Origin of the sequence: Streptomyces alboflavus (assembly GCF_000716675.1) — a bacterium.
GTDB lineage: Bacteria > Actinomycetota > Actinomycetes > Streptomycetales > Streptomycetaceae > Streptomyces > Streptomyces alboflavus.
The window spans coordinates 105,014-122,281 of sequence record NZ_JNXT01000008.1 but is presented as its reverse complement, the minus strand read 5'-3'; the positions used below and the strand labels follow the sequence as shown (position 1 = coordinate 122,281).

The window sequence follows — 17,268 nt, the reverse complement described above, 5'->3', positions numbered from 1 at the left end:
CCGTCCGGGGAGAAGTCCCGCGCGCCCGGGTCGAGGAACACCGTCCGCAGCAGATCGCCGCTGTGCGCGCGAGGGCCTCGACGACCTGCGCCGACGGGTGCCGCTCCCGGCACTGCTCCAGGCGTACGTATCGGTCGGTCGTGGACAGGGGGCGACACCCTTGGGCCCGGATGGGCACAAGGTGCGTGCTGTTGCTGTCATATGCCGGGGCGCGGTGCGGCCGGACGGCAGGCTGCGCGGCATGGGCGTACAGGATGTGCACACGGCTCTCACGGCGCTGGGAGCGGCCTTCTCGGGGGTGGCGGCGCTCGCCGCCGTGATGATGGCGCGCTGGCAGACGGTGTCCGGGCGGCGCGTCGCCCTGGAGTCGGTGGGCTCGCAGGCCGCCGTGGAGCGGGAGTTGCGGCTGGAGGCGCAGCGGTGCGAGGCGTGGACGGTGTTCCTGCGCGCCTCGGACGCGTTCGCCGACGTGGTGTGGCGGCTCGGGGAGATCGAGGCACGGTCCCGTGCGGAGGTGCTGCGGTCCAGGAGCGAGGCGCTGACGGAGGCGTGTTCGGGGCTGCGGGTGCTCGGTCCCGAGTGCGTCGTGCGGCACGCGGAGGCGGTGCGGGAGCGGTGCGCGCGCATGGAGCGGTACGCCGCCCGGCGGGCCGTGGTGCGGTCCGCGCTGCGCGCCCTGGAGCGACGGTGGTGTCCGGGCAACGCCGAGTGGTGCGAGGACGACGCCCACGGCTGCGCGTTCGTCGCCCACGACATGCTGGAGCGCTGGGGCGACCGCGACGAGGACGAGCGCCCCGACGACCTGGACTTCCTGGAGGACCTGATCCGGGGGAGCGGCGTCCTGGCGGACGACGGCGCGCCGGTGGAGAGCGGCGTCCTGACGGAGGACGACCTGCGGCGGCTGCTCGCCGTCGCGGGCAACCCGGTGTCCTGGGACCACCTGGCCGCCGAGGACCGCTGGCTGCGGCCGCGGACCGGGTTCGACGAGGAGCGGGGCGCGTTCGTCGCGGCGGTGCGGGACTTCCTTGCGGACGGCGGGCGGGCGGGGGCGGGGCGGGCGCCCGCGTAGCCGGCGGCGTTCTAGGCTTCCACCCGGCCCCGGCCCCGACGTTCGGCCCAGCCGACCCCGCCCTCGACCTCAGGAGCGCACCCCGTGTTCGACGCCGCACCGGAGAACCCCTACCCCGACGGCCTCCGCCCCGACGAGGCACCCGCGCCGCACGCGCTGCTCACGCCGGTCCTCGGGCTCCTCGGCACCTGGCGCGGCCGGGGCCAGGGCACCTACCCGACGCTCGCCGCCGACTTCACGTACGCGCAGGAGGTCACCTTCAGCCACGACGGGCGGCCCTTCCTCCGCTACGAGGCGCGGGCCTGGCTCGTCGACGGCGACGACGCGCCGCTGCGGCCCTCGGCGCGCGAGAGCGGCTGGTGGCGGCTGCAGCCCGACGGCCGGGTGGAGGCGCTGATCACCCAGCCGACGGGCATCGCGGAGATCTCCGTGGGCCACGCGGTCGACGGCGCCGTCGACCTCAGCACCCACGAGGTGGCCCGTACCCCCACCGCCAAGGAGGTCGACGCCACCCGCCGCCGCTACACCCTGGCCGACGACACGCTCACGTTCGTCCACGACCTGGCGGCCGTCGGCCAGCCGTTGCAGCACCATCTGCGGGCGGTGCTGCGACGCGAGAAGCGCGAGCAATAGGACGCGCGCGCCGGGCAGGTCGAACCGGCCCGCCCGGCGCGGCGGTCCGCCGTCGTCAGCTGCCGTACCGCAGCGAGATCGTGTCGCCGAGCTTGATCTCCTTGTTCCGTGCGGCGGCCCCGGCCGCCGCGCCGTCGACGCTCGCCTTCCACGTCGAACCGCCGCTGTTGGCCTTGCCGTTGAGGGCCGTGATGGTGCCGGTGCCGCTGCCCGGTGTGACGGACGTGACGCAGCCCGCGGGGGTGGCCGACGAGGACGCCGCGTCCAGGACCGCGCCGAGCGTGGTGGTCTTGGCGGTCGGCGTGAAGGCGACGGAGCAGACCTTGAGCGACGTGCCGTCGTCGACGGTCAGGGCCAGGCTGGTGGCGGTGCCCGGCGTGAAGTCGGAGGTGGCGGCCCAGCGGGACGCGCCCGCCGTCGTCGGGGTCGGCGGTGCGGCCATGAAGCCGCCCCCGGCCACGGCGCGCAGGCCGTCGATGGAGGCGTACGCGGACGGCGTGGTGTCGGTCGGCAGGTACTTGAAGCCGCCACCCGGCTTGAACTGCTGGGCGATGAGGAAGTCCACCGGGGTCTTGCCCGCGGGCGTGAGGAAGTCGCCGGTCTGCGGGTTGATGCCGCAGGCGTTCAGGCCCGAGACGGCCCAGCCGTTGGAGTCGGTGTTGGCGCCGAACATGGCGGCGAAGGCGCCGGAGTTGTTGATGAGCTTCGACTTGAGGAACGCCCGTGCCTTGGTGATGGCGGGGTCGGTCGCGGGCACCCCGGACACGCACAGGGAGGCCATCGCGGCGCCGGTCATGTCGATGTCGCCGGGCGTGGCGAGCGCGTCGGGGTCGCCCTCGGCCTTGCCGAAGTTCCAGCCGCCGTCGTTGTGCTGGTTGGCGCGGACCGTGGCGACGGACCGGTCGAGCAGCGCCTGCGGCACCCGCTTGGCGCCGGACTGCGTCTTCGCGCCGCCCAGCGCGATCAGGGCGAAGACCGTGCCGTTGAAGTTGGACGGCGAACCCCAGTAGCCCGGCGCGGAGTTCTGCCAGTGCCCGTAGGTGTCCGCGATCAGGTTGCGGCTCGCCGAGACGCGGGCCGGGTCGATGCCGGCCGAATAGGCGTTGATGATGCCGCGTTCGTAGTCGGTGACGACCGGCGACGTGCCCGGCCAGCCCGGCGCCGCGAGGTGCGCGCGGTACACGGTGCGGGCGTTCTTGGAGGTGTCGCCGCCGGGGCTGACGTCGGCGGCCGCGGTGCCCGCCGAGGCGAACGCGGAGAACGCCCACTCGTTGGAGAGGCCCGCGCCCGCGTACGAACCGTCGGCGCCCTGGAGGGATCTGAGATAGCTCACGCCGTTCGTCTTGGACGTGGCTATCTGGCCGGGGGTGGCCGTGGCGGCCGCGGGGAGCGCGGTCAGGACGAGGGCGCCCACCGCGCCGAGGGCGGTGGGCACGGCGAGGAGGGTGCGGCGGGCGGCACGGGACGAGGTCATGTCGGGGAGCTCCCGGGGTGAGGGGGCGGCGGCCTCACGTCCCCCCGCGGCAGGGCCCCCTGTGCGCGGACCCGAGCCGGACGGCACGCGGCCGTCGCCCGAGCGCGTGGGGTCGACGTCCATTGACGCTGGCCGTTCGGGCATTCGGGCTCGGCCCGGCTCCCTGCCGGTCCACACCGCTGCGCGTCAGCTCTGGGTTCGCACCAGATTCCCCCGATCGGCAGCACAGGACGGTACTCGAAGCACACAGAACCCGCACACCCTTGCCAGCGCATTCGCAACTGTGCTCTAATTCGGCCGATTCCAAGCTCAGTCATCAGGGGAAGCCGGTCGAAGTCCGGCGCTGACCCGCAACCGTAGGTTCGCCGAGCACCTCAAGTGCCCGGCGGGCGAGCCGGATTACCTGGACTGAGGGCTAGCGATTGACGCCGTCGCGGACTACGGCGTGGTTCGGACGGTTTCTCCACACGGGCCCCGGCCCCGGACCCGCCACCACACGAAGTCCGGTGCGGCAGACGCCCGGGGGGCAGTGGTGGGGCAGGGAACCGGACGGGTCCGGAGCATACGCACGAGAGGTCTCGCGCTGCTGTGCGCGGCCGCGACAGCGCTGGGCGGCGGCGTCCTGCTGCTCGGCCCGGCCACCCCCGCCGCGGCCGACCCGATGAGCTCCTGCACCCGCACCAAGGGCGCGGTCGTCGCGGTGGACTTCGCCGACTGGGGCGGCGGTGTGGTGCGCGGCTGTGACGCGACGCCGACGACCGGCTACGACCTGCTGCACGAGGCCGGATTCAGCACCGAGGGCACCGAGCACGACGGGCCCGCGTTCATCTGCCGCCTCGGGCACAAGGAGTTCAACGCGGGCAAGCAGTACCCGACGCCGGGCCAGGAGCAGTGCAAGCTCACTCCGCCCGCCACCGCCTACTGGTCGTACTGGATCGCCCCGCCCGGCCAGGACTACTGGACGTACAGCCCGCTCGGCGCCATGAGCCAGAAGCCGAAGAACGGCTCCGTCGAGGCCTGGGTGTTCGGCGCCACCGACCCCGACGGCACCAGCGGCGGCCCCACCTTCACCCCCGCCCAGGTGCGCGCGGGCGGCCAGACCGACCCCGGTGACAACCCGCCCGACGTCAAGCCGGGCAAGGTCGACCTGAAGGCCGCGGACGCCTGGCTGAGGGGCCGGCTGACCGAGGGCGACCACGTCCGCGACGAGGGCGCCGAGAGCGCCAACCTCTACCAGACGGCGAACACCGCCCTCGCCCTCGCCGCCACCAAGGGCCGCAGTACCACCCTCGACCGGATGAAGTCCTACCTCGCCGCGCGCACCGAGGAGTTCGCCTACCCGCAGGGCACCGACAAGGCCCCGAGCCCGCTGGGCGCGGCCCTGCTCGCGCTGCTCGCCGAGAGCACCGAGGGTGACCCGCACTCCTTCGGCGGCCACAACCTGGCCCGTGACCTCGGCAGAAGCGTGTGCACCGCGGGCGGCACCGCCGACTGCGTCGCCAAGGGCGACTTCCCCGGTGTCGGCGACGTGGAGACACAGTCCCTCGCCGTGCTCGCGCTGCACCGCGCGGGCCGGAAGATCCCCGCCGAGTCCGTCGCGCGCGTCGCCGCCCACCAGTGCAAGGACGGCGGCTTCAGCCCGACGCTCATGCGCGACGGCGACACCTGCTCCTACAGCGACCCCGCCACCACCCCGTACGCGACCATCGCCCTCCAGCAGGCGGGCGGCCACACCGACGCCGTGGCGAAGGCCCGCAAGAACCTGCGCGGCGCCCAACTGCCCACCGGCGCCGTCGCCGCCTACCCGGGCGTCACCACCGGCGACGTCACCGCCACCGCCAGGTCCGCCCAGGCGATGCGGCTCCTCGGCGACACCGTGCGTGCGGACGCCGCCGTGTCCTGGCTGTCGAGGCAGCAGACGAAGTCCGGCGGCTTCGGCTCCGACGAGGACGCCACCGACCCGGCGATCTTCCCGACCTGGGCCGCCGCGTTCGCGGGCGCGCGCACCAGCCTGGCCGCGCTCACCACCAAGCGCCCCGACCAGACCAAGCCGCCCGTCGACCCGACGAAGCCGCCCGTCGACCCCACCGACCCCTCCGACCCGGACCCGGTGAAGCCCCCGACCTCCGGCGTGAAGCCGCCGTGGCGCGCGGGTGAGGGCCCCGACCTGAAGAAGGGCACCGCCTACCTCACGGCGGGCTCCCGGCTGAAGAAGGGCCACTACTACGAGAACGTCGCCGGGACCGGCTTCGCCGACTACGGCCTGACCATCGACGGCGCCTACGCGCTCGCCGCCACGGGCACGAACAACAACGTGCTGCGCGGCATCGTCGACTTCCTCGACGGCAAGGGCAAGGACGCGAGCTCCGGGCGGCGCACCGTCAACGACTGGACGGGCGTGGGCACCTCGCACGCCGCCGGTGGCTCCATCGGCAAGGTCGCCGTACTCGCCCAGGCCGTCGGCCGTGACCCGCGCGACTTCGCGGGCCACGACCTGATCGCGGCCCTCGGCAAGGCCGTGTGCAAGAAGAAGAGCCAGGGCGCCGACCGCAGCTGCGCCGCCAAGGGCGCCTACCGGTACGCCCCTTCGGTGTTCTCGCAGTCCCTCGCCGTCATCGCGCAGCTGCGCGCGGGCGAGAAGCGCGCGGCCGCGGCCCCCGTCACGTACCTGCGGAGCCTGCAGAAGACCTCCGGCGCCTGGCCGAGCCTCATCCCACCGACCGGTGACTCCGAGGTGGACTCCACCGCCATGGCCGCGATGGCCCTGGACCTCGTCGGCGACACCCGGTCCGACAAGGCCGTCACCAAGGCCCTGAAGTGGATCGCGTCCAAGCAGCTGCGCAGCGGCGGGTTCCCCGGCGCGTCCGGCGACTCCGTCAACTCCGCGGCCCTCGCGGTCCAGGGCCTCTCCCTGGACGCCCCGAAGTACAAGACGCAGATCAAGAAGGCCCGGAAGTTCCTGGCCAAGCAGCAGAACCGGGACGGCGGCTTCAACGTGGCGGCCGGCGGGCAGCGCGGCTCCGACGTCCGCGCCTCGACGCAGGCGCTCGGCGGCGCCCTCGGCACCTCGTTCGGCACGCTCGTACGGGACCTCGACGGGACCCGGCCGCAGCCGCCGGGCGCGTCGTCGGACGACCCTGCGGGGGCTCCCGGCGACGGCGGCAGCGGCACCGACATCGTCACGCCCGGAGGCGGCCCGGAGGGTGGCTCGGGGGGCGGCTCCGCGGCGGGGGACACCCCGACCGGACCCCTCGCCTCGACCGGCGCGCAGGTGACGGGACTCGCCCTCGCCGCCGTCGTCCTGTGCCTCGCGGGCTGGCGCACCCTCGTCGTCGCCCGCCGCCGCGGCGGCCTCGCGGGAGGCCCCCGGTGATCCGCCGCGTCCTGCGCACCGCCCTCAGCGCGGCGGGCGCCCTCGCCCTGGCCGCGGGCGCGCTCGCCGCCACCACCGGTCAGGCCGCCGCCGCGCCCCGGCCCATCGGGCAGTGCACCACCCGGTCCGGGGCGGTCCTCGCCGTCGACTTCAGCGACTGGGGCGGGCCGATCCTGCGCTCCTGCGGCACCACGCCCACCACCGGCTACGAACTGCTCAACCAGGGCGGCTGGCGCACCACCGGCACCGGCCACGACGGCCCCGCGTTCATCTGCCGGATCGGATACAGCGGCTACAAGGGCGGCAAGCAGTTCCCCACGCCCGCGCAGGACGACTGCGTCCTCACGCCGCCCGCCACCGCCTACTGGTCGTACTGGCACGCCGACCCGGGCGAGAACACCTGGGAGTACAGCCAGCTCGGCGCCATGCTCTACAAGCCCAAGCCGGGCAGCGTCGACCTGTGGATCTTCGGCGGCACCAACATCGAGGGCACCAAGGGCCGTCCGACGGTCAGCCCGAACCAGCTGCGCGCCCGCAACTCCCGCCCCGTCGGCGGCAAGGCCCCCGCCCCGCACCAGACGAAGACCGCGAAGCCGCTGCCGCCCGGCGTCGACACCGGCCCGGCGCCCGAGCGGCCCGTCACGGAGAAGCCCGCACCCAAGCCGAAGAAGGACAAGAAGGGCGAGAAGGGCGGGAAGGGCGAGAAGGAGGGGAAGGCGAAGCCGAAGCCCAAGGAGTCGCCGTCGCCCTCCGCCACCAAGAAGTCCTCGCCGTCGGCGGGTTCCGGCGACGCGAAGGCCGCGCCCGGCCCCTCCACCAAGGTCGTCGACGCCGCCCCGGCCGCCGACGCCGACCACGACGCGGGCTCGTACGTACCGGCCGCCCTCACCGGCGCCCTGGTGCTGCTTGTCGGCGGCGCGGGCGCGTACGCGGCCAAGCGCCGCCGCCGTACGGAGTAGGGGTGCGCCGCCGTCACCCCACCGCACGTCCGCCCGCGCTCGGTGTCCTGCCGGGCGCGGACGAGCGCCGTCTGCCGCGCACCCTGCACCCGCTGGCCTGGTGGGTGTGGGCGCTCGCGCTCGCGACCGCCGTGAGCCGCACCAACAACCCGCTGCTGCTCTTCCTGGTCCTCGCCGTCCTCGGCTACGTGATCGGCATGCGCCGCACCGAGGCGCCGTGGGCGCGCGGCTTCAAGTACTACCTGTACCTGGCGCTCACCGTCGTCGCGATCCGCGTCCTGTTCCGCGCGGTCTTCGCCACCGGCATCACGCCCCACGACCACTTCCTGTTCTCCCTGCCGCACATCCCCACCCCCGACTGGTACGCGGGCATCCAACTCGGCGGCCCTGTCTCCCTCGAAGCGGTGCTTTCGGCCGCCATCGACGGGCTGCGGCTCGCCTGCATGCTGTGCTGCATCGGTGCCGCGAACACCCTCGCCAACCCCAAGCGGGCGCTGCGCGTCCTGCCCGGCGCGCTGTACGAACTCGGCGTCGCCGTCACCGTGTCGATCAGCGTCGCCCCGCAACTCGTGCAGAGCGTGCAGCGTGTGCACCGCGCCCGGCGCCTGCGCGCGGGCCGCACCAAGGGGCTGCGGGCCCTGCGGGGCGTCGTGGTGCCCGTCCTGGAGGACGCCCTGGAGCGTTCGCTGCGCCTGGCCGCGGCCATGGACTCGCGCGGCTACGGCCGGGCGGGCAGCGCCACGAAGGCGTCGCGGCGGCTGACCGGGGCGCTGATGCTGCTCGGCATGTGCGGTCTGTGCGCCGGTGCGTACGGACTGCTCGACGCCTCCACGCCCGCGTTCCTCGGGCTGCCCGCGCTCGCGGCCGGTGCGGTCCTGTGCGTGGCGGGGCTGCGGCTCGGCGGGCGGCGCGTCACCCGGACCGCGTACCGGCCCGACCCGTGGCGGTTCGAGGAGTGGGCCGTCGCCGCCTGCGGTGTCCTCTCCGCCGTGCTCCTGTTCGCGGGCGCGGGCTTCGACGCGGCCGAACTCAACCCGTCCCTCTACCCGTTGAGCTGGCCCAGCCTGCCGCTGGTCCCGACGGCGGCGATCCTGCTCGCGGGCGCCGCCGGATTCCTCGCGCCCCCGCCGCTGCCCACCACCGCCCCGCAGGCCGCGCCCCGCGTCCCCGCCCGGCGACCCGAGAAAGCCACCGCCAAGTGATCACCTTCGACCACGTCAGCGTCCAGTACGACGACACCGTCGAACCCGTCCTGACCGACGTCGACCTCACCGTCGAGGAGGGCGAACTCTGCCTCGTCGTCGGCCACACCGGCGTCGGCAAGTCCACCCTCCTCGGCGCGGTCAACGGCCTCGTCCCGCACTTCACCGGCGGCACCCTGTACGGGACGGTGGCCGTGGACGGCCGCGACACCGCGGGCCACCCGCCCCGGGAACTCGCCGACGTCGTCGGGGTGGTGGGCCAGGACCCCCTCGACGGCTTCGTCACCGACACCGTGGAGGAGGAACTCGCCTACGCCATGGAGCAGTTGGCGGTCCCGCCCGCCACCATGCGCAAGCGCGTCGAGGAGACCCTCGACCTGCTCGGCCTCGCCGACCTGCGCCACCGCGCCCTGCACGAGCTGTCCGGCGGCCAGCAGCAGCGCGTCGCGATCGGCTCCGTCCTGACCGCCCACCCGCGCGTCCTGGTCCTGGACGAGCCCACCTCCGCCCTCGACCCGACCGCCGCCGAGGAGGTCCTCGCGGCCATCACCCGGCTCGTGCACGACCTCGGCGTCACCGTCCTGCTCGCCGAGCACCGCCTGGAGCGGGTCGTGCAGTACGCCGACCGCGTCCTGCACCTGCCGGGCGACGGCCGGGTGGTCTCCGGGCCGCCCGCCGAGATCTTCCGTACGACCACGATCGCCCCGCCGGTGGTGGAGCTCGGCCGCCGCGCCGACTGGACGCCGCTGCCCCTGTCGGTCCGCGACGCGCGCCGCGCCGCCGCCCCGCTGCGCACCCGCCTCGCCGGGGCGCCCGTCCCCGCCGCCCGGCCCCCGGCCCCGGCGGCCGGAAGGACCCGGCTCCTGGACGCGCGGGGCGTCAGCGTCCGCTACCGGGGCCAGGCCCTGCCCGCCGTCCGCGAGGCCGACGTGGAGCTGCGCGGCGGCGAGACCACCGCCCTGATGGGCCGCAACGGCTCCGGCAAGTCGTCGCTCCTGTGGGCGCTCCAGGGGTCGGGGACGCGGACGGGCGGGACGGTGCGGGTGGTGCCGTTCGGGGCGGATTCCGGCAGGGAGCGTGGCTCCCGCGACCCGGGCCCCGGCAAGGAGGACGGCTCCCGCGACCCGGGCGCCGTCGCCGCCACCGAGGCCCGGCGCCTCGTCGGGCTCGTCCCGCAGACCCCGACGGACCTGCTCTACCTGGAGAGCGTGCGGCAGGAACTCGACCAGGCGGACGCCGAGTCGGCGCATCCGGACGGCCCCGGCGCCCGCGCGATCCTGGACCGCCTCGCCCCCGGCATCGACGGCGCCACCCACCCCCGCGACCTGTCCGAGGGCCAGAAACTCGCCCTGGTCCTCGCGATCCAGCTGTCCGCCGCGCCCGGTGTGGTCCTCCTGGACGAGCCGACGCGCGGTCTCGACTACCGCGCCAAGGCACAACTCACCGCGATCCTGGACGAGTTGGCCGCCGAGGGGCGCGCGGTCGTGGTGTCGACGCACGACGTTGAGTTCGTCGCGAGGACCGCCGACCGGGTCGTCGTGATGGCCGAGGGCGAGATCGTCGCCGACGGCCCGGCCGCCGAAGTCGTGGTGGCCTCACCGGTGTTCGCGCCGCAGGTGGCCAAGGTGCTCGCGCCGCTGCCGTATCTGACGGTGGAACAGGTGTCGGCGGCGCTCACGACGGCGGAGGCGGGGGCCCGGTGAGCGAGCGCGCGCAGCCCCGTACCCCCGTGACCCGTACCACCGCGATCAGGATCACCCCCCGCGCCGGAGTCGTCATCGCGATGGCCGCGTTCCTCGGCGTGGTCGCCTTCTTCTGGCCTTTCGTGGTCGCCCCCGGTACCTTCGGCTCGACGTACGCGCCCCTGCTCATCTTCGGCGTGCTGCTCGTCCTCGTGCTGTGCGTGGTGATCTCGGAGATCGCCGAGGGCGGCATCAACTCCAAGGCCCTCGCGATGCTCGGCGTGCTCTCCGCCGTGAACGCGGCGATCCGGCCTCTCGGGGCGGGCACGGCCGGGATCGAGACGGTCTTCTTCATCCTCGTGCTCGCCGGGCGCGTGTACGGTCCCGGCTTCGGCTTCACCCTCGGCTGCACCTCGCTGTTCGCCTCGGCGCTCATCACGGGCGGGGTCGGGCCGTGGATGCCGTACCAGATGTTCGGCTGCGCCTTCGTGGGCATGCTCGCGGGGCTGCTCCCACGGGCCACCGGGCGGCTGGAGGTGCTGATGCTCGCGGTGTACGGATCGCTGTCCGGCTATCTCTTCGGGTTCCTCCTGAACCTGTCCTTCTGGCCCTTCTCCCTCGACCCGAACAGCTCCATCGCCTACCTCCCCGGGCTGCCCTTCACCGAGCAGTGGCAGCGCTACATCGCCTTCGACCTGGCGACGTCCCTGGGCTGGGACACCGGGCGGGCGGTGACGAACTTCGTGTGCGTGATGCTCGCGGGACCCGCCGTGCTCACCGTCTTCCGGCGCGCCGCCCGCAAGGCCCGCTTCCAGGCGCCGGTGCGCTTCGCCCCGGCCCCGCGCCCGGCGGCGGACGGGGCGGACGGGACGCCCGGCGGCCCCTGAACGTACGGTCGGGGCATGCGCATCGTCTCCCTGCTCCCCGCGGCCACCGACCTCGTCGCCGAACTCGGCCTGCTCGACGATCTCGTGGGCCGCACGCACGAGTGCGACTGGCCGCCGGCCCGGGTGGCCGCCGTGCCCGTGGTTACCGCGGCCGGGTTCTCCCCGGACGCACTCGCCAGCCGGGAGATCTCCGCGGCCGTCGGCGGCGGCCCGCACAACGGCTCCTCGCTCTACACCCTCGACGTCGCGGCCCTGTCCCGGCTCGCCCCCGACGTGGTGCTCACCCAGGACCTGTGCGACGTGTGCGCGGTGTCGTACGAGAGCGTGCGCGACGCCGTGCGTGTCCTCGACGGCGACGGGCCCCGCGTGCTCAGCCTGGAGCCGCGGCTCCTGGACGACGTCCTGGACTGCGTCGTGCGCGTCGGGGAGCTCCTCGGCGTCGGCGCGGTCGCGCGTGAACGCCGCGAGGAGCTGCGGCGGCGGCTCGCGACGGTGCGGGCGCTGACGCGCGGGCGCCCCCGGCCGCGTACCGTCGCCATCGAGTGGCTGGACCCGCTGTGGCCCGCGGGCCACTGGGTTCCCGAACAGATCGAGTGCGCCGGAGGCGAACCGCTCCTCGCGGCCCCGGGCGAGCACACCCGGCCCATGGCCTGGGAGGCCGTGCGGGCCGCCCGGCCGGACGTCGTGCTCGTGCTTCCCTGCGGCTTCAGCCCGGAGCGCACCCTGCGGGAACGCGCGCTCCTGGAGGCGCTGCCGGGCTGGGCGGAGCTGCCCGCCGTACGGGACGGGCGCGTCTGGGTCCTGGACGGCCCGGCGTACTTCAACCGGCCTGGGCCGCGCGTCGTGCGGGGCGCGGAGGTGCTCGCCCATGTGCTGCACGGGGTGACGGCGGGGGAGCCGGTCACCGAGGAGGAAGCCCGGTTGCTGCGCTGAAGGCCGCCTTCCGGAGCGGGTGCGGGACGGCTGGGTCCGCAGGATCGGCGCACAACCATTGGCCACGGTTGAGGGTCAAGTGACATGAAGCAGCGGTGAATTCCGCCGGACAACCGCCCGAAGGGCAGTCGTCCGTCCGCCCGGACCTTCACCCAGCCGACCTCCGAGCGAAGGAACCACAGGAAGCCCTATGTCGCGAGCTAGCCGTCGTGTACGACTCACCGCACCTCTGATCGCCACGTTCCTGCTGACGGGCGGGTTCACCGCCTGGTCCCTCGGGCAGGGCCAGGCCGAGGCCGCCACCCCCACCGCCAAGAAGGCCGCCGCCAAGGCCTCCGACGACTTCAACGGCGACGGATACGCCGATCTGGTGGTCGGCGCCCCCGGCGCCACCGTCTCCGGCAAGAAGCAGGCCGGGTACGTCGCGGTGACGTACGGCACCAAGAACGGCCTCGACCCGGCTCAGAAGAAGATCATCAGCCGCTCGACCAGCGGTGTCCCCGGCGCCGCCGCCACCAAGCAGGAGTTCGGCCGGTCCTTCACCAAGGGCGACCTCGACGGCGACGGCTTCAGCGACCTGGTCATCGGCTCCGGCGGCCAGGCCGGCAGCGCGGGCGCGGTGGTCCTGTGGGGCTCCACGTCCGGCCTGACCGGCGGCACGAAGATCGCCACCTATGGGTTCCGCCCGCAGGCGGGTGACTTCGACGGCGACGGCAAGACCGACCTGGCCCTGTTCGCGGGAGTGGGCAGCTACGGCGACGACCCGGCCAGCCAGAAGGCGACGCTGTGGAAGGGCCCGCTGACCCGCACCGGCACCCCCGCGGGCACCCTCGACTTCATGGAGAAGTCGCAGTGGTGGAGCTATGACGACGACGAGCGCCCGAGCCCGGCCTGCATCCAGAACCCCGACGTCTGCGTGGACGGCCCCCGCTCCGTGAAGGGCCCGACCATCCCCCAGGCCGTCGGTGACATCAACGGCGACGGCCGCGCCGACATCGCCGTGAACGACTACTACGGCGACGGCTCGTGGGGCAACAAGGTCCTCTACGGCAGCGCCAAGGGCTTCACCCGGGGCGACGCCTTCGGCTCGCGCGGCGCCCTGGCCGTCGGTGACATCAACGGCGACAAGTACGACGACGTGGTGTCCTCCGAGCTCTACGAGGAGCAGAACAAGGTCACGGTCGCCTACGGCTCCGCCGACGGCCTGAAGGACGACGTCCAGAAGTTCGACCAGAACCTGCCCGGCGTGCCCGGCGCCGAGGAGGAGGGCGACCAGTTCGGCGCCGCCCTCTCCGTCGGCGACGTCACCGGCGACGGCTACGCCGACGTCGCGGTCGGCGTCCCCGGCGAGGACGTGGGCAGCGTCACCGACGCGGGCTCGGTCGTCCTCGTGCGCGGCAGCGCCGCCGGTGTGACCGGCACGGGCGCGCAGGCCTTCCACCAGAACACGGCGGGCGTCCCCGGGGTCGCCGAGAAGAACGACCAGTTCGGCGCGGCCACCGCCCTCCTCGACGTCAACGGCGACGGCCGCAGCGACCTGGCCGCCTCCTCCGTCCACGAGAACGCCGACGCGGGTGCCCTGTGGTCCCTGCGCGGCACCTCCACGGGCCTGACCGTCACGAACGCCGTGGCCTTCGGGCCCAAGGACCTCGCGGCCCCGTCCGTCGCGGCGCTCTTCGGCAGCGACCTGCGCTGACGCGGCACCCCAGGGGCGGGGAGGGTTCGCACGGCACCCGCTGTGCGAACCCTCCCCGCCCCGTCGTCGTTCCCGCCCGCTCCGCCTAGCGGCCGATCACCGGATAGTGGTCGGACAGGTTGTCGTACGTGTACTCCTTGCCCCAGCTCGACACCGTCCAGGGCGTGGTGGTCTCCTTCACCACGTCGTTGCTCCAGCCCGTGGGACGGGCGTGGCCCTCGCGGTGCAGCACGTAGTCGAGGTCCTCGCGGGGGTCGTCCGGGTAGCGCTCGGAGGCGATCGAGTTGTCCTTCGTGTCGAAGGAGTACGGGTGGCCGGTGCGGGAGTCCGCGGGGGCGAGCCCGGCGTCGCCGAGCATCGAGGCGTACTCGTCGCTGTGCCGGTCCACGTTGAAGTCGCCCGCCACCAGGACCTGTTCGTTCGCCGGGATCTTCTTGGCGTCGAGGAAGGCGTCCATCTCCTTGAACTGCTTGGCGCGGGTCTGGGCTGCCTGGCCCGCGGCGCACCCGGGGTCGGTGGACTGGGCGTGGGTGCCCACCACGTGGACCTTGGTGCCCTTCACGTCCAGGACGGTGTACACGAAGCCCTTGTTGGAGAAGTAGTCCCCGCCGCACGCGTCCTTGTAGACGTACTGCTCCTTGCGCAGGATCGGCCACTTGCTGAGGACGGTCACGCCGCCGTCCTCGGGGGTCGTCGCGGAGTAGGCGCCGCCTGTGGCGTCCCAGCCGCTCTTGGACCGGCCCATGACGGGGGTCTGGTGCGGGTACTCGGTCTTGGCGTTCGCCTGGAGCGCGTCGGAGGCGGAGTTGTCGAAGGCCTCCTGGAGGACGACGACGTCGTTGCCACGGAAGAACCCGGCGGCCGGGATCGCCTTGGCGCGGTGGTCCTGGCCCCAGTTCGGGTACAGCGTCTTGCTGAACAGGAAGGCGTTGTACGTCAGCACCTTCAGCTGCGGGGTTTCCGCCGCCGACGCGGTGGGCGCGGTGGCCACCAGCGTCGCCGTCGCGGCCAGTGCCACGGCGGTGGCGCCGACCGTGTACGTACGCGGCGTGGAGTGGGGCATGAGGGTTCTCCCTGTGGGGGTGGGGGACCGGGCCGCGAGGGCGACACCGGCGCCGTCATCCAAGGCAGCGCCGGTTACGCCCAGGTGGCCTGCGTGTGTTGATCACTTGACGTGTCATCACAACTTGCACACCTGAGGTGTCCGACCGCTCGGCGGGGTCCCGCCCGGGCGTCAGGACGGGTGGCGCAGCACGTCGCGCTGAATCTGGCAGGCCAGGGCGCGGCGCACGGAGGCCGGTGTGGTGGTGGCGGCCGTGCGCACGGGGACGTCGAGGCCGCGGCTGATCCTGTCGTAGGCGTCCCGGAAGCCGCGGGGCAGCCCGGGGTCGCGCCGCCGCAGGTCCTCCTCGACGAGGCGCCGCAACTCGTCGACGTGCTGCGGGGTGAACCGCTTCTTGCCCCGGGCGACGGCGTGGACGTGGCGGGCGCAGTGGGCGACACCCTTTGAGGCCTCGACCGCCTCGACCGCCTCGACGATCTCCTCCGCGAGACCCCACAGGCGCCCTTCGAGCCACGGGGCGTCGTGCTGGTCGAGGGAGAGGTCGGGCGGGGGCGGCGGCTCGTCCTGCTTGTACTTGGCCACGTGCTTGGACACCGCGGGCTGACTCATCTCGGTGAGCCGGGCGATCCTGTCCTGGGTCCAGCCCAGACGGACGAACACCTTGATCATCTCGGCGCGCAGCGCACGCATCTCCTCGCCCGCGCGGATGACCTCGTTCACGGAGGCGAGCATCCGCTCGGCCTGCTCCTCGGTCAGGGCCCCGGCCGGCGCCCCGGGGATGTGCCGCTCACTCTCTTCGCCTGCCACAACCCGGTTATACACCCATCGGGAAGGCGCGTCATAACTCGGTTGTACAACCTGGTTATGACTGACAGGATCCGGGCCATGCCCACCTTCTGCGCACCCGACGGAACCCGGCTTGCCTACCGCGAGACCGGCCATGGCACCCCCCTCGTCTGCGTCCCCGGCGGCCCGGCCGACTCCGCCTATCTCGGCGACCTCGGCGGCCTGTCCGCGTACCGCAGACTGATCGTCCTCGACCTGCGCGGCACCGGACGCTCCGAGCCGCCCGAGGACCCCGCGACCTACCGCTGCGACCGCCTCGTCGACGACGTCGAGGCCCTGCGCGCGCACCTCGCCCTGCCCGGCATCGACCTCCTCGGCCACTCCGCCGGGGCGAACATCGTCACGCAGTACGCGGCCCGCCACCCCACCCGTGTCGGCAGACTCGCCCTCGTCGCCCCCGGCTCCCGGGCCGTCGGCATCGCCGCCACGGGGGAGGAGCGCCGAGCGCTGGCGCACAGCCGGAAGGACGAGCCCTGGTTCCCGGCCGCGTACGCCGCCCTGGAAGCCATCACCCAGGGCCAGGGCGGCGACTGGGACGCCGTCGCGCCCTTCTTCTACGGCCGCTGGGACGACGCGACAGCCCGGCACCACGCGGACAGCCGGCCGGCCGACGAGGCCGCCGCCCGTTTCGGGGCCGAGGGCGCCTTCACCCCGGACGCCACGCGCGCGGCGCTCGCCACGCTCCCCGCGCCCGTCCTGCTGCTCGCCGGTGCATTCGACCTGAACAGCCCGCCCGCGCCGACGGCGGAGTTCGCCGGTCTTTTCCCCGACGCCACCCTCGTCGTGCAGCCCGGGGCGGCGCACTTCCCCTGGCTGGACGACGCCGAGCTGTTCGTGGCGGCCGTGGAGCGGTTCCTGGGCTGAGGCCCGGACGCGGTGGGCCGCTCAGGTCGCCGGTGCCGTCCCCCGGCAGTGCGCGGGGTCGTGCTCGCCGCCCCGCGACAGCCACGCGTGCAGGCAGCACGCCGCGTTCAGCTCGGTCCAGCCGCGGCTGACCTCCTGGAACAGGGACGGCGCGAACGGCGGCTCCGGGCTGGGGCGCGCGGCGAGTTCGGCGCGCTGGGCGAGGGCGCGGGCGCAGCGCTGGGCGGCGCGCTCGCGCCGGGCCCGCGCGGCCAGGAGTCCGGCCCCGTGCACGAGGCCGACGGCGGGGAGCCAGGCGTGGGACTGTGCGGCGTACACGGCGCTCACGGTGAACAGGGCGGCGCCCGCAGCCAGGGCGCGGTGGTCGGTCATCGGCGTCTCCTGTGCGGTGTGGGGGGTGGGTGCGGGGTGTGGGGCGCCAGGGGTGTGCCCGGCTCCGCTGTCGCGGCCGGAGGGCGAATACGCCGCGCCGCAATCCTTATGCCCCGGTCTGTCGTGTTGACGCGGTGACTCGTTGACATCGCACCTTGTCCCGGACGAATTCTCGTCACGGCCGTGCGCTGTGAAGCGAATCACATCGCTGACCT

The 17,268-nt window shown here is 74.0% G+C and carries 14 protein-coding genes and 1 riboswitch; of the genes, 10 read left to right on the top strand and 4 right to left on the bottom strand.

Annotated features, from left to right (window positions below; genetic code table 11):
* Positions 1-241: 241 nt before the first annotated feature.
* Positions 242-1,069 carry a hypothetical protein gene (locus OO63_RS08780; protein WP_157853961.1) on the top strand — a complete coding sequence of 276 codons (828 nt, stop codon included), beginning with the start codon at positions 242-244 and terminating at the stop codon, positions 1,067-1,069.
* A gap of 84 nt (positions 1,070-1,153) precedes the next feature.
* Entirely contained in the window at positions 1,154-1,702 is a 549-nt protein-coding gene (locus OO63_RS08775; protein ID WP_031192317.1) for a heme-binding beta-barrel domain-containing protein, read from the top strand.
* A gap of 55 nt (positions 1,703-1,757) precedes the next feature.
* On the opposite strand, the gene OO63_RS08770 is transcribed toward OO63_RS08775, so the two are convergent.
* On the bottom strand, positions 1,758-3,176 hold the full coding sequence (locus tag OO63_RS08770; protein ID WP_031192316.1) for a hypothetical protein: 1,419 nt from the start codon (positions 3,174-3,176) through the stop codon (positions 1,758-1,760).
* A 118-nt stretch (positions 3,177-3,294) separates the two neighbouring features.
* Positions 3,295-3,443, bottom strand: a riboswitch (cobalamin riboswitch).
* Positions 3,444-3,708: 265 nt separating this feature from the next.
* Here OO63_RS08770 and OO63_RS08765 point away from each other — a divergent pair.
* The 7 genes from OO63_RS08765 to OO63_RS08735 all read left to right on the top strand — a co-directional run bounded on the left by OO63_RS08765 (position 3,709) and on the right by OO63_RS08735 (position 13,908).
* The gene (locus OO63_RS08765) at positions 3,709-6,549 is read left to right on the top strand and encodes a prenyltransferase/squalene oxidase repeat-containing protein (protein WP_107066793.1); all 2,841 of its coding nucleotides are present in this window, start codon (positions 3,709-3,711) and stop codon (positions 6,547-6,549) included.
* Positions 6,549-7,508, top strand: coding sequence for a hypothetical protein (locus OO63_RS08760; protein ID WP_397622204.1), 960 nt, complete (start codon positions 6,549-6,551; stop codon positions 7,506-7,508). The genes OO63_RS08765 and OO63_RS08760 overlap by 1 nt, the downstream gene beginning before the upstream one ends.
* A 2-nt stretch (positions 7,509-7,510) precedes the next feature.
* Positions 7,511-8,710 (top strand): energy-coupling factor transporter transmembrane component T, encoded by a 1,200-nt coding sequence (locus OO63_RS08755; RefSeq protein WP_031192313.1) that lies wholly within the window; start codon positions 7,511-7,513, stop codon positions 8,708-8,710.
* On the top strand, positions 8,707-10,413 hold the full coding sequence (locus tag OO63_RS08750; RefSeq protein ID WP_031192312.1) for an ABC transporter ATP-binding protein: 1,707 nt from the start codon (positions 8,707-8,709) through the stop codon (positions 10,411-10,413). Before OO63_RS08755 ends, OO63_RS08750 begins: the two co-directional genes overlap by 4 nt.
* Positions 10,414-10,493: 80 nt before the next feature.
* Positions 10,494-11,279: an ECF transporter S component gene (locus tag OO63_RS08745; protein ID WP_051810682.1), complete on the top strand. Its 786-nt coding sequence runs from the start codon at positions 10,494-10,496 to the stop codon at positions 11,277-11,279.
* 15 nt (positions 11,280-11,294) lie between these two features.
* Complete coding sequence (locus tag OO63_RS08740) at positions 11,295-12,212, top strand: cobalamin-binding protein (protein WP_031192310.1); 918 nt, start codon at positions 11,295-11,297, stop codon at positions 12,210-12,212.
* Between the two features lie 190 nt (positions 12,213-12,402).
* Positions 12,403-13,908 carry an FG-GAP-like repeat-containing protein gene (locus OO63_RS08735; RefSeq protein WP_031192309.1) on the top strand — a complete coding sequence of 502 codons (1,506 nt, stop codon included), beginning with the start codon at positions 12,403-12,405 and terminating at the stop codon, positions 13,906-13,908.
* 85 nt (positions 13,909-13,993) lie between these two features.
* On the opposite strand, the gene sph is transcribed toward OO63_RS08735, so the two are convergent.
* Both sph and OO63_RS08725 read right to left on the bottom strand, forming a co-directional pair.
* Positions 13,994-14,971, bottom strand: coding sequence for a sphingomyelin phosphodiesterase (sph, locus tag OO63_RS08730; protein WP_030363763.1), 978 nt, complete (start codon positions 14,969-14,971; stop codon positions 13,994-13,996).
* 171 nt (positions 14,972-15,142) lie between these two features.
* Positions 15,143-15,778, bottom strand: a complete 636-nt coding sequence (locus OO63_RS08725; protein WP_031192308.1) for a hypothetical protein — start codon at positions 15,776-15,778, stop codon at positions 15,143-15,145.
* Between the two features lie 78 nt (positions 15,779-15,856).
* Here OO63_RS08725 and OO63_RS08720 point away from each other — a divergent pair, with 78 nt between their 5' ends.
* Complete coding sequence (locus OO63_RS08720; protein ID WP_031192307.1) at positions 15,857-16,681, top strand: alpha/beta fold hydrolase; 825 nt, start codon at positions 15,857-15,859, stop codon at positions 16,679-16,681.
* 21 nt (positions 16,682-16,702) lie between these two features.
* On the opposite strand, the gene OO63_RS42095 is transcribed toward OO63_RS08720, so the two are convergent.
* The gene (locus tag OO63_RS42095) at positions 16,703-17,053 is read right to left on the bottom strand and encodes a hypothetical protein (RefSeq protein ID WP_051810662.1); all 351 of its coding nucleotides are present in this window, start codon (positions 17,051-17,053) and stop codon (positions 16,703-16,705) included.
* Between the last annotated feature and the right edge of the window lie 215 nt (positions 17,054-17,268).

Bases quoted from the DNA above. Each gene is read 5' to 3' on its own strand.
- OO63_RS08780 (WP_157853961.1), top strand. From the start codon at position 242: ATGGGCGTACAGGATGTGCACACGGCTCTCACGGCGCTGGGAGCGGCC.
- OO63_RS08770 (WP_031192316.1), bottom strand. From the start codon at position 3,176: ATGACCTCGTCCCGTGCCGCCCGCCGCACCCTCCTCGCCGTGCCCACC.
- OO63_RS08745 (WP_051810682.1), top strand. From the start codon at position 10,494: ATGGCCGCGTTCCTCGGCGTGGTCGCCTTCTTCTGGCCTTTCGTGGTC.
- OO63_RS08740 (WP_031192310.1), top strand. From the start codon at position 11,295: ATGCGCATCGTCTCCCTGCTCCCCGCGGCCACCGACCTCGTCGCCGAA.
- OO63_RS08735 (WP_031192309.1), top strand. From the start codon at position 12,403: ATGTCGCGAGCTAGCCGTCGTGTACGACTCACCGCACCTCTGATCGCC.
- sph (WP_030363763.1), bottom strand. From the start codon at position 14,971: ATGCCCCACTCCACGCCGCGTACGTACACGGTCGGCGCCACCGCCGTG.
- OO63_RS08720 (WP_031192307.1), top strand. From the start codon at position 15,857: ATGCCCACCTTCTGCGCACCCGACGGAACCCGGCTTGCCTACCGCGAG.
- OO63_RS42095 (WP_051810662.1), bottom strand. From the start codon at position 17,053: ATGACCGACCACCGCGCCCTGGCTGCGGGCGCCGCCCTGTTCACCGTG.